Source organism: Streptomyces sp. NPDC051940 (assembly GCF_040680895.1).
Classification (GTDB): Bacteria; Actinomycetota; Actinomycetes; order Streptomycetales; family Streptomycetaceae; genus Streptomyces.
The window spans coordinates 13,872-26,793 of sequence record NZ_JBFAXR010000004.1; the positions used below are offsets into that span (position 1 = coordinate 13,872).

At 73.9% G+C, this 12,922-nt stretch carries 13 protein-coding genes; 6 read left to right on the top strand and 7 right to left on the bottom strand.

Annotated features, from left to right (window positions below):
- Nucleotides 1-41 precede the first annotated feature (41 nt).
- Nucleotides 42-1,043: a substrate-binding domain-containing protein gene (locus AB0M28_RS02985; RefSeq protein ID WP_365396711.1), complete on the bottom strand. Its 1,002-nt coding sequence runs from the start codon at nt 1,041-1,043 to the stop codon at nt 42-44.
- Between the two features lie 172 nt (nt 1,044-1,215).
- Nucleotides 1,216-1,980, bottom strand: a complete 765-nt coding sequence (locus AB0M28_RS02990) for a GntR family transcriptional regulator (RefSeq protein ID WP_365396714.1) — start codon at nt 1,978-1,980, stop codon at nt 1,216-1,218.
- Between the two features lie 102 nt (nt 1,981-2,082).
- On the opposite strand from AB0M28_RS02990, the gene AB0M28_RS02995 reads away from it, so the two are divergent.
- Nucleotides 2,083-3,084, top strand: a complete 1,002-nt coding sequence (locus AB0M28_RS02995) for a Gfo/Idh/MocA family oxidoreductase (RefSeq protein ID WP_365396717.1) — start codon at nt 2,083-2,085, stop codon at nt 3,082-3,084.
- A 97-nt stretch (nt 3,085-3,181) separates the two neighbouring features.
- Here AB0M28_RS02995 and AB0M28_RS03000 read toward each other — a convergent pair whose 3' ends face one another.
- A complete protein-coding gene (locus tag AB0M28_RS03000) occupies nt 3,182-3,814 on the bottom strand; it encodes a TetR/AcrR family transcriptional regulator (protein ID WP_365396720.1) in 633 nt (210 codons plus the stop codon).
- 65 nt (nt 3,815-3,879) lie between these two features.
- Here AB0M28_RS03000 and AB0M28_RS03005 point away from each other — a divergent pair, with 65 nt between their 5' ends.
- Together AB0M28_RS03005 and AB0M28_RS03010 are read left to right on the top strand one after the other, a co-directional pair.
- Nucleotides 3,880-4,773 carry an ABC transporter ATP-binding protein gene (locus AB0M28_RS03005; RefSeq protein ID WP_365396723.1) on the top strand — a complete coding sequence of 298 codons (894 nt, stop codon included), beginning with the start codon at nt 3,880-3,882 and terminating at the stop codon, nt 4,771-4,773.
- Nucleotides 4,763-5,521 carry an ABC transporter permease gene (locus AB0M28_RS03010; RefSeq protein ID WP_365396726.1) on the top strand — a complete coding sequence of 253 codons (759 nt, stop codon included), beginning with the start codon at nt 4,763-4,765 and terminating at the stop codon, nt 5,519-5,521. Before AB0M28_RS03005 ends, AB0M28_RS03010 begins: the two co-directional genes overlap by 11 nt.
- A 9-nt stretch (nt 5,522-5,530) precedes the next feature.
- Here AB0M28_RS03010 and aroA read toward each other — a convergent pair whose 3' ends face one another.
- Together aroA and AB0M28_RS03020 are read right to left on the bottom strand one after the other, a co-directional pair.
- Nucleotides 5,531-6,760: a 3-phosphoshikimate 1-carboxyvinyltransferase gene (aroA, locus tag AB0M28_RS03015; protein WP_365396729.1), complete on the bottom strand. Its 1,230-nt coding sequence runs from the start codon at nt 6,758-6,760 to the stop codon at nt 5,531-5,533.
- Nucleotides 6,757-7,665 carry a DMT family transporter gene (locus tag AB0M28_RS03020; RefSeq protein ID WP_365397082.1) on the bottom strand — a complete coding sequence of 303 codons (909 nt, stop codon included), beginning with the start codon at nt 7,663-7,665 and terminating at the stop codon, nt 6,757-6,759. Before AB0M28_RS03020 ends, aroA begins: the two co-directional genes overlap by 4 nt.
- A gap of 189 nt (nt 7,666-7,854) precedes the next feature.
- Here AB0M28_RS03020 and AB0M28_RS03025 point away from each other — a divergent pair, with 189 nt between their 5' ends.
- The gene (locus AB0M28_RS03025; RefSeq protein WP_365396732.1) at nt 7,855-8,754 is read left to right on the top strand and encodes a LysR family transcriptional regulator; all 900 of its coding nucleotides are present in this window, start codon (nt 7,855-7,857) and stop codon (nt 8,752-8,754) included.
- Between the two features lie 141 nt (nt 8,755-8,895).
- Nucleotides 8,896-10,005 carry a PP2C family protein-serine/threonine phosphatase gene (locus tag AB0M28_RS03030; RefSeq protein ID WP_365396735.1) on the top strand — a complete coding sequence of 370 codons (1,110 nt, stop codon included), beginning with the start codon at nt 8,896-8,898 and terminating at the stop codon, nt 10,003-10,005.
- Between the two features lie 3 nt (nt 10,006-10,008).
- Here AB0M28_RS03030 and AB0M28_RS03035 read toward each other — a convergent pair whose 3' ends face one another.
- Nucleotides 10,009-11,184 carry a cytochrome P450 gene (locus AB0M28_RS03035; protein ID WP_365396738.1) on the bottom strand — a complete coding sequence of 392 codons (1,176 nt, stop codon included), beginning with the start codon at nt 11,182-11,184 and terminating at the stop codon, nt 10,009-10,011.
- A 94-nt stretch (nt 11,185-11,278) separates the two neighbouring features.
- Nucleotides 11,279-12,214 carry an SGNH/GDSL hydrolase family protein gene (locus AB0M28_RS03040; RefSeq protein ID WP_365396741.1) on the bottom strand — a complete coding sequence of 312 codons (936 nt, stop codon included), beginning with the start codon at nt 12,212-12,214 and terminating at the stop codon, nt 11,279-11,281.
- Nucleotides 12,215-12,352: 138 nt separating this feature from the next.
- On the opposite strand from AB0M28_RS03040, the gene AB0M28_RS03045 reads away from it, so the two are divergent.
- Nucleotides 12,353-12,883, top strand: coding sequence for a GNAT family protein (locus AB0M28_RS03045; RefSeq protein WP_365396744.1), 531 nt, complete (start codon nt 12,353-12,355; stop codon nt 12,881-12,883).
- The last annotated feature ends 39 nt before the right edge of the window (nt 12,884-12,922 follow it).

A 12,922-nucleotide genomic window follows, 5' to 3' on the forward strand; every position in this document is an offset into this window, starting at 1 on the left:
TCCGACGGCCCCAGTATGTGTCACTACGTACGAACAGGTGCTCACCGGGTACCGGCGTCCGTGTACTTCTTCAGCGCGGGCGCGTCCTCGGCGGTGACGATCGCCGGGCCGGTGAAGACGGGGCGGCCGCCGCCGATGACGTTGAGGTTCTGCTTGTACAGCCACAGCTCGTCCACGGCGAGGTAGCCCTGCAGATACGGCTGCTGGTCGACGGCGAAGGCGACCTCGCCCTTCTCCATCGCGTCCATGACGGCCTTGTTCAGGTCGAAGGTGGAGATCTCCGCGCTGCTCTCCGCGCCGCCCTTCGCCTTCACGGCGGCGGCCGCGATGTCGGCGTTCAGGGCGACGACCGCGTCGATGTCCTTCGACGCCGTCAGCTTCGCCTCCACGGCGGCCTCGACGCCCGGCCGGTTGGTGCCCTCGACCTGGAGGTTCTCGATCGTGCCCTGGAAGGTCTTCTTGACGCCGGCGCAGCGCTCCTCCAGCGACACGTTGCCCTGCTCGTGGATCAGGCAGACGGCCTTCTTCTTGCCGTCGGCGTTCAGCTGCTCGCCGACCGCCTCACCGGCGACGCCCTCCTCCTGGCCGAAGTGCACCAGGGCGCCGTACTCCTTCGCGAACTGGGCGCCGGAGTTGATCGACACCACGGGTATGCCGGCGGCGACGGCCTTCTCCACCACGGCCTTCATGGCGTCCGGCTTGGCGAGGGTGACGATGATGCCGTCGACCTTCTGGTCGATGGCGCTCTGCACGAGCTGCGCCTGGTCGTTGGCCTCGGGGCTCGCGGAGTAGTTGAGCTTGACGTTGTCCTTGTCCGCGGCGACCTGGGCGCCGCTCTTCACGATGTCCCAGAAGGTGTCGCCCTGGCCCGAGTGGGTGATCATCGCGATGGTCATCCGCGCGGTGTTCGCCTTGCCCGCGCCGTTGCTCTCCGGCTTGTCCTCCGAGTCCTTGCCCCCGGAGTCGCTGCAGGCGGTCAGGGCCATCGCGAAGACGGCCGTCGCGAGCAGAGCCGTCGTACGAGCCATCCTGCTGTACGCCATGATCGTTCCCCGCCTCTCGTCACGGAGCCGCCTCGGTGCGGCTGACGGAGTTGTAGCGGGGGCGGTCTGCGGCGTCAATGCCCCTTGTCATAACATTCTGACGAACGGCGGGAGTTGGGCGGCGAACGGCGGTTCAGCGGCGCTCGGGCGGCTGAAACCAGAGGACGGCGGTTCAGCCGCGCTCCAGCAGCTGGAACTCGAAGGTGTAGCGCGACGCCCGGTAGAGATGCGTTCCGAACTCCACCGCACGCCCCGTCACGTCGAACGCCGTCCGCTCCATCGCCAGCAGCGCCGCCCCCTCGGGCTCCCCCAGCAGCTCCCCCTCCTGCGCGCCGGCGGCGCGCGCCCCGATGATCTGGCGGGCGCTGTGCAGGGTGATACCGGCGCGACGCATCAGCACGTACAGCCCGGTGGCCTCCAGCTCGGCCGTGGGCAGGGGCAGCAGGCCGAGCGGCAGGTGGTTCCGCAGATACGCCATGGGCTCGCCGTGTGTCAGCCGCAGCCGCTCGATGACCGCGACCGCGGTCCCTTCGGCGACGCCGAGGGCGCCCGCCACGGCGGCGTCGGCCGGCTCGGTGTCGTTGCGCAGCACGCGGGTGCCGGGCTGCTGCCCGGCGGCGGCCAGATCGTCGTACAGGCTCGTCAGCGCGAGCGGACGGCGGACCTGGCTGTGCACGACCTGGGTGCCGATGCCGCGGCGGCGCACCAGCAGCCCCTTGTCGACCAGGGACTGGATGGCCTGGCGCACCGTGGGGCGGGACAGGCCGAGCCGGGCGGCCAGGTCGATCTCGTTGCCCAGCAGCATGCCGGGGGCGAGGCCGCCGTTCTCGATCGCGGCCTCCAGTTGCTGGGACAGCTGGAAGTAGAGGGGCACCGGACTGTTCCGGTCCACGCTCAGCTGGAGGGATCCCCCGGACCCCGCGTCGCGCCTCGCCACGGCCATCAAGTTAACCGCCAGGGCGGGCGTGAGGAAGACGTCACGTCCAGTTGTCCGGACAACCGATTGACAAGGCCCGCGACCCGGGGGACGTTGGGGCCCATGCGGATCGGCGTGATGGGCACGGGGCGGATCGGGGCTTTCCACGCCGCCTGTCTGGCGCGGCATCCCGACGTCCGTTCGCTGGTGGTGACGGACGCCGATCCGGCGCGGGCGGCGGAGGTCGCCGCGCAGACGGGGGCGCGGGCCGTACCGACGCCCGACGAGGTGCTCGCCTGCGGCGTCGACGCCGTGGTGGTGGCCGCGGCGACGTCCGCGCACGCGGAGCTGATCGGCACGGCGGCGCGCGCGGGGCTGCCGGTGTTCTGCGAGAAGCCGGTGGCGCTGGACCTGCCGGGCACGCTGGCGGCCCTCGCGGAGGCCCGGGCGGCGGGCGTCGAACTGCAGCTGGGTTTCATGCGGCGCTTCGACGCGGGCTACCGCGCGGCCCGCGAGGCGGTGCGCACGGGCGCGCTGGGGCGGCTGCACACCGTACGGGCGACGACCTCGGACCCGGCGCCGCCGCCGGCCGCCTATCTGCCGCTGTCCGGCGGGCTGTACCGGGACTGCCTGATCCACGACTTCGACATCCTGCGCTGGATCACCGGCCGGGAGGTGACGGAGGTGTTCGCGTACGGGTCCGACGCGGGCCCGCCCGCGTTCCGCGAGGCGGGGGACGTCGACACGGCGGCGGTGCTGCTCACCCTGGACGACGGGACGCTCGCCACGGCGACCTCGACCCGGGTGAACGGCGCCGGCTACGACGTACGGATGGAGCTGGCCGGCGAGCTGGACCAGATCGCGGTGGGGCTGGACGCACGCACCCCGCTGACCTCCGTGGAGCCGACCGCACCGCCGCGCGGCGGCAAGCCGTGGCAGGGCTTCCTGGAGCGCTTCGCGCCGGCGTACGAGGCGGAGCTGGACGCGTTCCTGCGGGTGGCGCGCGGTGAGCTGGCGAACCCGTGCGACGGAGGGGAGGCGCTGAGCGCCCTGTACGTCGCGGAGGCGTGCGAGGTGTCGCGGCGGGAGCGGCGGCCGGTGGCGGTGGCGGAGCTCATGGCGTGACGGCGTTCCCCCGACGGCCTAACGGGAGCCGCCGGGGTCGGCCCGCCGCTGCCAGGAGCCGCCCGGGTCGGCCCGCGGCTGCCAGGAGCCGCCGGGGTCAGCCCGCCGCGGCCTCCACCAGCCGCTCGAGGTCCGCCAGGTCCGCCTCGAACTCCTCGTCCAGGTCCAGCGGCAGGTCCAGCCACCCGGCGAGCGCGGTGTGCCGGGGCAGCGCCCCCTCGGGCAGCCGGCCGCGGCGGTCCCGCGGGTCGAGGGTGCCCGGCGCGAAACGGCCTCCGTTCTCCGAGGCGACGAAGCCGAGCACGAACGTGCTGAACAGCCGCTCCATGCGCGGCACCTGGGACGGCGGCACGCCCGCGTCGAGCAGCGCGCCGTAGAGCTGGTCGACGAAGGCCACCGCGTCCGGTGTCACGGCGGGCCGGGAGAAGAGCAGGCCGACCACCCACGGGTGCTCCGCGGAGTGGCGGCGGGCGACGCGCGCGAAGGCCCGCAGCCGCACCCGCCAGTCGCCGGCGGCGGCCGCCCGCCATTCGGCGTCCTCGAGCAGGGTCGCCAGCGCCGTGCCGACCATGCCGTCGAGCAGCGCGGCCTTGCTGCCGACGTGCGGGTACAGCGCCATCGGCGTGACGCCCACGCGGTCCGCGACGGCGCGCATCGACACGGCCGCCAGCCCGCGTTCGTCCGCCAGGTCCATGGCCGTCTGCAGGATCTCTTGTCGTCGTCCGCTCACATCTATACAGTGTAGATCTATACGGTGTAGATCATTTACCTGCGCTCGATCCACAGGGGGTCCCGATGCTCGCGGCGGACGCGCTCCGCAAGACCTACGGCCGCACCCCGGCCCTGGACGGCTTCAGCCTGACCGTCGCGCCCGGCGAGATCGCCGGGCTGGTCGGCCACAACGGCGCCGGGAAGACCACGTTCGTCGAGGTCGTCACGGGGCTCACCCGGCCCGACGCCGGCTCGGTGACCATCGGCGGCGTCGACGCGCTGCGCCGGCCGCGCGCCGCCCGCCGGCTGTTCGGCGTGGCCCCGCAGGAGCCCGCGCTCTACGCGCCGGCCACCGTCCGCGACCATCTGCGGCTGTACGGCGCGCTGGCCGGGTTGCGCCGGCAGGCGCTGAACCGGGCGATCGGGGCGGTGGCGGAGGAGCTGCGGCTGACCGGTCAGCTCGACCGCCGGGCGGGGCTGCTCTCCGGCGGCCAGCGGCGGCGTACGCAGGCGGCGACGGCCCTCATCGGCGATCCGCCGCTGCTGCTGCTCGACGAGCCGACCGCCGGCGCCGACCCGGAGACCCGGGACGCGCTGCTGGCGGCCGTCCGGTCGCGCGCGGCGGCGGGCGCCGCCGTCCTCTACACCACGCACTACCTCCCCGAACTCACCGGCCTCGGCGCCACGCTGGCCGTCGCCCGCGCGGGAAGGGTCATCGCCCGCGGCACGCGGACGGAGCTGCTGAAGGACCTCCCCGGTGAACTGCGCCTGGTCCTCGACCCGTCCGGCGCTCCGCTCCCCGCGACGAGCGGAGCGCGGATACGGGACGGGGTCGCCCATCTGACGACCCGTGACCCCGCCGGCGACCTGGCCGCCCTGCTGGCCGCCGGCTGCCGCCCCTCCTCCGTCGACGTACGCAAGCCCGGACTGGACGACCTGTACCACTCCCTCGCGAAGGACACCGCCCGTGCCGCATGACAGCGCCCTCCGTCTCGGCGCCCTGGTCCGCCTCAACACCGCGCTGCTGCTGCGCGAGTCGGGTCCGCTCGCCAGCCGGCTGGTGATGCCTCTCGTCCTGCTCACGCTGCTGCGCCCCCTCTACCAGGCGGCACAGGGCGACGAGGCGGGCAACGAACAGGCGGTCGTCGGTGTGCTGGTGATGTTCTCCCTGCTGGCGATGAGCCTCGTCGGCACGGCCGTCCTCACCGAGCGGGTCTGGCACACCTGGGAGCGGCTGCGGGTGACCGCCGCCCGGCCGGCCGAGCTGCTCGCGGGAAAGGCGGTGCCGGTCCTGGTGGCGCTGCTGGCGCAGCAGGGGCTGGTGCTGGGGTACGGCGTATGGCTGCTGGACCTGCGGCTCGACGCCCCGGCGCTCCTCGGCGTCGCCTGTCTGGCCTGGACGCTGGCGCTGCTGGCCATGGGGGCGGCGCTGGGCGCGGTGGCGCGCAGCTTCGGGGAGCTGTCGGCGGCCTACGACATCGGCGGCATGCTGCTGAGCGCACTGGGCGGAGCCCTCGTGCCCCTCTCACAACTGCCGCACTGGGTGGGCACCGTCGCGCCCCTCTCCCCCGGCTACTGGGGCTTCGGGGCGCTGCGCGGCGCCCTGCACGGGGACGCGGGCGCGGTGTTCACGGACGCGGCGGCCCTGCTCGGGTTCGCGGTCGCGGCGGCGCTGGCGGCGGCGTACGCCGTGGGCCGCGGGCGGGCACGGTCGGACCGGCTGTGAAGGGGACTCTCAGAGCGACCCGAAGACCTCGCCGAACACCTCGTGGAACTCCGGGAACGTCTTCTTCACGCACCCCGGCTCGTCCAGCGTCAGCCCCGGCGTGCGCAGCCCGGTCACGCTGAAGCCCATCGCGATGCGGTGGTCGCCCCGGCAGCCGATCTCCGCCGCGGCGGGCGTGCCGGGGTGGATCTCGATCCAGTCCGGTCCGGTCTCGGCCCTGATGCCGAGGCGCCGCAGGTTCTCCGCGCAGGCGTCGAGCCGGTCGCACTCCTTCACCCGGGTGTTGGCGACGTCCTCGATCCGCACCGGGCCGTCGGCGAACGGCGCGAGGGCGGCCAGCGTCGGCATGGTGTCGGAGATGTCGCGCATGTTGACGGTGATCCCGCGCAGCCGCCCGGTGCCGCGGACGGTCGTCGCCCCGGCCCCCACCGCGACCTCCGCGCCCATCGCCCGCAGCGCCTCCACGAACCCCAGGTCGCCCTGCAGCGCGCCCCGTCCGAGACCCGGAACGGTGACCTCCCGGCCGGTGAGAGCGGCGGCCGCGAAGAAGTAGCTCGCCGTCGAGGCGTCCGGTTCGATGGCGTACTCCGTCGCCCGGTAGCCGCCCGCCGGTACCTCGTACACCTCGCCGTCCCGCCGCACCTCGACACCGAAGGCGCGCATCATCGCGAGGGTGATGCCGACGTACGGGGCGGAGACCAGCTCCGTCACCCGGATCCGCAGTCCGGTCCGGGTGAGGGGTCCCATCAGCAGCAGCGCGGTGAGGAACTGCGAGGACAGCCCCGCGTCGAGGGTGACCTCACCGCCCTCGACCCCGCGCGCCCGGACGCGCAGCGGCAGGTGTCCCTCCGCCTCCTCGTGCGTCAGCTCGACGCCCAGGTCACGCAGCGCGGCGGTGAGCGGTCCGACGGGGCGGCGGCGCATCTGCGCGGAGGCGTCGAAGCGGAACTCGCCGTGCCCGGCGGCGGCGAGCGGCGGCAGGAAGCGGGCGGGCGTCGCCCCGTCCCGGGTGAAGACGTCCGCCGTCTCCGCCGCGGGCCCCTCGGGCCGCCCGTGCACCCGCCAGACACCGTCCCCCTGCTCGATCCGGTAGCCGAGCCGGGACAGCCCCGCCGCGAACGCCTCGGTGTCGTCCGACAGCAGCGGCCGGCGGAGCGTCGTCACGCCGTCGGCGGCGGCCGCGAGGAACAGCGCGCGGTTGGTGAGGGACTTGGATCCGGGTACGGCGGCGAGGCTCATGGCGCGACCCTATCGACGGCGGTGTCCGGCGCAGCGGGGCTGTTCACAGGGTGATACGAGGGCTTGCGCCGGGTCAGTCCGACCCCCGCCAGGACGACCGCCATCCCCGCGAGCACCCGCGGCCCCGCGTCCTCGCCGAGGACGACCGCGCCGAGCGTCACCGACACGACCGGCAACAGATAGCCGACGGTGGCCGCGCCGGTGGGGCCCTCCGTTTCGATCAGGCGGTAGTTGAGGTAGAACGTCGCCCCCGTGCCGAAGACGCCGAGCACCGCCACCGCGACCAGGGCGGTGGCGTCCACGCGGTCCGGGAGCAACCCGCCGGTGAGCGGCAGCGCCGGGGCGCTGAGGGCCGCCGCGGTGAGCAGTTGGGCGGCGGAGACCGCGACCGGGCCCGCGTCCAGCCCGGTGAGGGTGCGGCCCATGTACGCGAAGGCGACGGCGTAACTCGCCGCGGCGGCCAGCAGCATGAGCGCGCCCCAGCTCGCGAGGCCGTCCTGCCGCCACGGCGCGAAGATCAGGGAGACGCCGGCGAACCCCAGCAGCAGCCCGAGGAGTCGGACGGGGCGCAGCCCGCGCTCCGTGCCGAGGGCGAGGCCCAGCAGCAGCGAGAAGAGCGGGGTGGTGGCGTTGAGGACCCCCGCGACACCCGAGTCCACCGTCCGCTGCCCGAGGCCGAAGAGCGTGAAGGGCACGACGTTGCACAGCAGCGCCGCCACGGCGATCCGGAGCCAGGCGCCGCGCCCCCGCGGCAGGGGCCGCCCGGCCCGGCGGGCGAGGGCGAACAGGACGGCGCCGCCCAGCACGGTGCGGGCGACGGTGATCTGCACGGGGGTGAGGCCGTGGTCGAGCGCGACTTCGATCCACAGGAAGCAGGAGCCCCAGAGCAGGGCCAGCGCTCCCATCCGGGTCGCCGTGGCGGTGAGCACGCGGTGCCTCCTTCTGTGGATTCCCGGGCCCGTGCGGACTTCCCCGCGTCGGTCCGGACTTGCCCAGCCGGTGTGGACTCCCCCGGCCGGTCCGGCCTCCAGCATCCGCAGCCCGATCACGTAGGACAAGCACAGGTTCCTGCACCCTGGATTAAGCTCTGCTACATGCTCGACACCCGCCGCCTCCAGATGCTCCGCGCCGTCGCCACCACCGGCTCCGTCAGCGCCGCCGCGGCCAACCTCGGCTACACGCCCTCCGCCGTCAGCCAGCAGATGACCGTCCTGGAACGGGAGGCCGGTCTGCCGCTGCTGGAGCGGATCGGACGCGGGGTGCGGCTCACGTCCGCCGGCCGGCTGCTCACCGAGCACGCGGGGCGGATCGGCGACGAACTCGCCGCCGCCGAGACGGCACTCGCCGCGCTGCGCGAGGGACGCACCGGACGGATCGCGGTGCGCTACTTCGCATCCGCCGGGGGCGGTCTGCTGCCGGTCGCCCTCGCCCGCTTCCGCGAGGAGCACCCCGGCGTCGAGGTCGAGCTGAAGCTGATCGACCCGGCCGACCCGCTGCCGGAGGTGAAGGAGGGGCGCGCCGATCTGGCGCTGGTCGTCCGCCCGCCGGGACGCGGCGGCCCCGGCGTCCGGCTGCTGCACCTGCTCGACGATCCGTATCTGGCGGTGCTGCCGCAGGGGCATCCCCTCGCGGAGCGGGAGGAGATCGCGCTGACGGAGCTCGCCGGTGAGCCGTGGGTGGACAGCGAGGTCGGCGGTCCGTGCCGGGAGCCGCTTCAGGAGGCCTGCGCCGCCGCCGGGTTCAGCCCGTCGTACGGCGTGCAGAGCGGCGACTACGGCTCCGCGCAGGGGTTCGTGGCGGCGGGCCTCGGCGTCGCGCTCGTACCGCGTCTGGGGCTCGCGCAGCGGCACCCCGGGGTCGTCGTCCGCCCGGTGCGCGGACCGGAGCCCGTACGCGTCATCCAGGCGGCCGTGCGGGAGGCCGCGCTGGGACTGCCGGCGGTACGGGGGCTGCTGGACACCCTGCGGAACGCGGCGGGGCCGCCGCCCGCCTGACGAACACGGCGGACCCGTCCCCCGCTCGACGCGGCAGTCAGGCGAAGCGGCGGACGACACGCGGCAGTCGCGGCCCGCTGCGCACGGCGGCTGGTACAGAGGGGAGCGGTATGTCCGCCGACCCCCAGCGAAGGCTTCTCCGTGCGCCATCCCGCCGATCCGGTCGCCGTCCGGCCCTCACTCCGGCGCGTACGGCTCTGGACCGTGTTCCTGACGCTCTTCACCGTGGCCGTGGTGGCCGCGGATCTGGCCACGGACCGGCAGTACTGGATGGGGATCATGCTGCTCCTCGCCCCGGCGGCCGCCGCCGTCGAGCTGTCGCCGGCCAGGACCGCCGTCTTCGGCATGCTGGCCGTCACCTTCCTGACCGGCCTGTACGGCTTCGATCCGGGGCCGTGGCCGCCCATGGACTCCTGGATCACCATCGCCACCGTGGCCGTCGCCGCGGCCGGCTGTGTGGCGGCGAGCTACCGGCGTGAGGACCGCTGGCTGGAGTTGGCCCGCTCCCGTTTCACGGTCCGGGTGCTGCAGCAGACACTGCTGGAGGAACTGCCCGTCACCACCGACGAGGTGGATGTGGCGGGCTTCTACCGGGCGGCGGAGGCGGAGACCAACGTCGGCGGCGATCTGTACGAGATCGTGCCCTCGGCGTACGGCACCCGCGTGCTCATCGCCGACGTCCAGGGCAAGGGGCTGGCGGCCGTGCAGCTGGGCGCGGCGGTCATCACCGCGTTCCGCGAGTCGGCGTACCACCAGTCCGATCCGCTCGTGGTGCTGCAGCGCCTGGAACAGGCCATCGCCCGCCACCGCGCCCGTATTCGGGCGCGCGAGGACGCGCGGGACGAGCGCTTCGTCACGGCGCTGCTGCTGGACTTCGCCGCCGACGGCCGCGTGCGCTTCCTGCACTGCGGGCATCCGCTGCCGGTCGTGGTGAGTACGCACGACACCCGCAAGGTCTGCTGTGCGAAGCCGGGGCTGCCGCTCGGGCTGCTCGACCTGGACGGCGACCCGCGTCCGCTGCACGACGTGTCCCTGCGGCCCGGTGAGCGGCTGCTGCTGTGCACGGACGGCGTCGTGGAGGCCCGCAACGCCTCGGGCGCGTTCTATCCGCTGGCGCGGCGGCTGCGGCGGTGGGCGGCGTTGCCGTCGCCGGACCTCGTCCACGACCTGGCGGTCGACCTCGACGTCTACGCCGCGGGCCACGCACCCGACGACCAGGCGGCCCTGCTGGTCACTCCGCGCACCGGCTGAGGGTCACCACCGCACCGGCACCCTCTTCGGCCCGCGGATCAGCATGCCCGGACGCCAGTCGGCCGCCTCGCCGTCCAGGGCCAGCTCCGGGCACCGCTCCAGCAGGCCGCGCACCGCGATCCGGGCCTCGAGGCGCGCCAGCGGGGCGCCCAGGCAGTAGTGGATGCCGTGCCCGAACGCCAGATGGCCCTGCGTGTCGCGGCGGATGTCGAACGCGTCGGCCGCCGGGAAGCGCGCCGGATCGCGCTCCGCGGAGGAGATCACGACGCGGACCACGGCGCCCGCCGGGATCGTCACGCCGCGGAAGTCGACGGGCGCGGCGGTGAAGCGGTACGTCGAGGTCTCCACCGGACCGTCGTAGCGGAGCATCTCCTCGACGGCCCCGTCCAGCAGCCCGTCGGGGTCGGCGCGCAGGGCGGCCAGTTGCCCGGGGTGGGTGAGCAGGGCGTGCACGCCGTTCGCGATGAGGTTCACGGTGGTCTCGTGGCCCGCGACGAGCAGCAGGAAGGCCATGCCGATCAGCTCCCGGCGGGACAGCGCGTCGCCGTCCTCCTGCCGGGTCCTGATCAGGGCGCTGAGCAGGTCGTCGCGGGGCTCGGAGCAGCGCTTGTCCTCGATCAGCTCGTCGAGGTACGCCTCCATCGCGGCCACGGCGGCGTTCGTGGCCTGGGCGGAGGTCGGGGAGACGATCGCGTTGGACCAGTCGCGGAAGGCGGCCCGCTGCAGATCGGGTACGCCCAGCAGTTCGCAGATGACCGTCATCGGCAGCGGGAACGCCAGGGCGTCGACGAGGTCCGTGCGCCGGCCGGGTGCCGCCAGCATGGCGTCGAGCAGTTCGTCGGTGATCTCCTGGACACGCGGGGCGAGGGCGGCGATCCGGCGGCCGGTGAACTCGCGTGCCACCAGCCGCCGCAGCCGGGTGTGCCGGGGCGGGTCGGACTCCAGCATGTGCTCGTCGATCGGGGAGGCGTCGACGGCCTCCCCCGGGCTCATCAGGGCGCGCCAGTTCTTGGTGAACCGGACATCGGTGAGGGCCTCGCGCACGGCGTCGTAACCGACGATCAGCCAGAGCTCGCCCTCGTCGCTGAGCACGCGGTGCACGGGGCCCTGTTCGCGGAGCTTGGCGTACACGGGATAGGGGTTGCGGGTGAACTCGTCGCCGTACGCCGTCAGATCCACCGTCCGCTCCCTCCGGCGGACGGACGTGCCCGCCGGAGGGAGAACGGATGACGGATACAGGGGGTTCCTGGACGTCACCCCTACCGTCGTCGCGTCAGCGCCCCCGCCCCGGCGCCGCCAGCAGGCCGAGGACGGCGTCCGCCATCGCCTGCTCGCCCTTGGCGTTGGGGTGGAAGGGGGCGGCCGGGTTCGCGGGGACGAGCGGTTCGACCCAGCGGTCGGCCGGGGACTTGCAGATGTCGTGGCCGACCGTCGCCGCGTAGCTGTCGGCGTACTGCGCGCGGTTGCCGGCGGCGACGGTGCGCAGCATGTCGTTGAGCCGCTTCTCCGTGTCGCGCAGATACGGGATGTCCTTGTCGGCCATCATCACCGCCGGGCGGCAGCCCACACCGTCGTCCGGGACGATCACCGGGTAGCCGACGACCACCACACGGGCGCGCGGGGCGCGGTCGTGGATGGCGTCGATCACCTTGTCGACCTTCGCGGAGGCGTCGGCGATCCGCGCGGCCAGCTCGTCGGTACCCGTCGCCGTGTAGCGGCGCTCGCACGGGTTGCCCGTGGGGTCGGTGAAGCTGAGGGCCGTACAGGTGCCGATGATCTCGCCGAAGCCGATGTCGTTCCCGCTGATGCCCAGGGAGACCAGGGTGGTCGTCTTGTCCAGGGCGTCCAGCTGGGGCGGGTTGCTGCCCTGCTGCTCCCACATGTGGACGGTACGGGCGCCCCCGCAGCTGGCGTCCTTGAAGGTGGCGACGCCGAGCGCCGCCGCCGTGAGGGACGGGTAGTTGTGGTCGGAGCGCTCGCAGTCCCCGTTCACCACGGTGGGGATGCGCGGCCCCGAGGTGTACGAGTCGCCGAGGGCGACATAGTGCTCGGCGGGCGTCGCCCCGGCCGGAGCCGCGGTTCCCGCGACGACGAGGGCCGCCGCCCCCGAGGCGGCGAGCGCGGCGACCGCCGAGCGCCTCGGCTTCTTCCACCCCTGCCGGTCGATCCCGCTGCTGCCGCACGTCGTTGTGCGCCCCTGCTCGGCCATGGCCGTCCCTCCGGTCCCCACCCAGCGGATCCCCTGTGGATCACGTACTGGGCAGTACATTCGACGGCCGGTGAGGGTCTGTCAATGCGCCTGACGGATGATGGCAGTTGCGCGCACCCACGCAGGGAGGAAGAACGGATGGCACAGCAGTCGGTCCGGTTGCGGCCCGTGGCGGAGGAGGACCTGGAGTTGTTCCGCCGTTTCGGCTCCGAACCGGGGCTGATCGGTCTGGACTGGGGCGGGTTCCGCAATCCGCACGCCCCCGCACGGCGGTTCGCGGAGGACGGGTACCTGGCGGAGGACAACGGACGGCTGATGGTCGAGACGGCCGAGGGCGAGACGGCGGGGTTCGTCGGCTGGACGTCCCGTACGTACACGGGGCCGCGCTCGGCGTTCTGGGAGATCGGGATAGCGCTGCTGCCCGAGTTCCGCGGCCGGGGCCTCGGATGGCGGGCGCAGGCGGCTCTCTGCGACTACCTCTTCATGCACACCCCCGTGCACCGGATCGAGGCCGCCACCCATCCGGAGAACGCGGCCGAGCAACGGGCGCTGGAGAAGGCGGGCTTCACCTTCGAGGGCACGGTGCGGGGTGCGGAGTTCCGCGCCGGGCAGTGGCGCGACGGGCTCGTGTACGGACGGCTGCGGACGGATCCGGCGCCGGGGGTCTGAGGGCGCTCCCGGGACGGCTCCCGGACGGCCTCCAGACGG

Bases quoted from the DNA above. Each gene is read 5' to 3' on its own strand.
- AB0M28_RS02985 (WP_365396711.1), bottom strand. From the start codon at position 1,043: ATGGCGTACAGCAGGATGGCTCGTACGACGGCTCTGCTCGCGACGGCC.
- AB0M28_RS02995 (WP_365396717.1), top strand. From the start codon at position 2,083: ATGCGGATCGGCGTGATGGGCACGGGGCGGATCGGGGCTTTCCACGCC.
- AB0M28_RS03005 (WP_365396723.1), top strand. From the start codon at position 3,880: ATGCTCGCGGCGGACGCGCTCCGCAAGACCTACGGCCGCACCCCGGCC.
- aroA (WP_365396729.1), bottom strand. From the start codon at position 6,760: ATGAGCCTCGCCGCCGTACCCGGATCCAAGTCCCTCACCAACCGCGCG.
- AB0M28_RS03020 (WP_365397082.1), bottom strand. From the start codon at position 7,665: ATGGGAGCGCTGGCCCTGCTCTGGGGCTCCTGCTTCCTGTGGATCGAA.
- AB0M28_RS03025 (WP_365396732.1), top strand. From the start codon at position 7,855: ATGCTCGACACCCGCCGCCTCCAGATGCTCCGCGCCGTCGCCACCACC.
- AB0M28_RS03040 (WP_365396741.1), bottom strand. From the start codon at position 12,214: ATGGCCGAGCAGGGGCGCACAACGACGTGCGGCAGCAGCGGGATCGAC.
- AB0M28_RS03045 (WP_365396744.1), top strand. From the start codon at position 12,353: ATGGCACAGCAGTCGGTCCGGTTGCGGCCCGTGGCGGAGGAGGACCTG.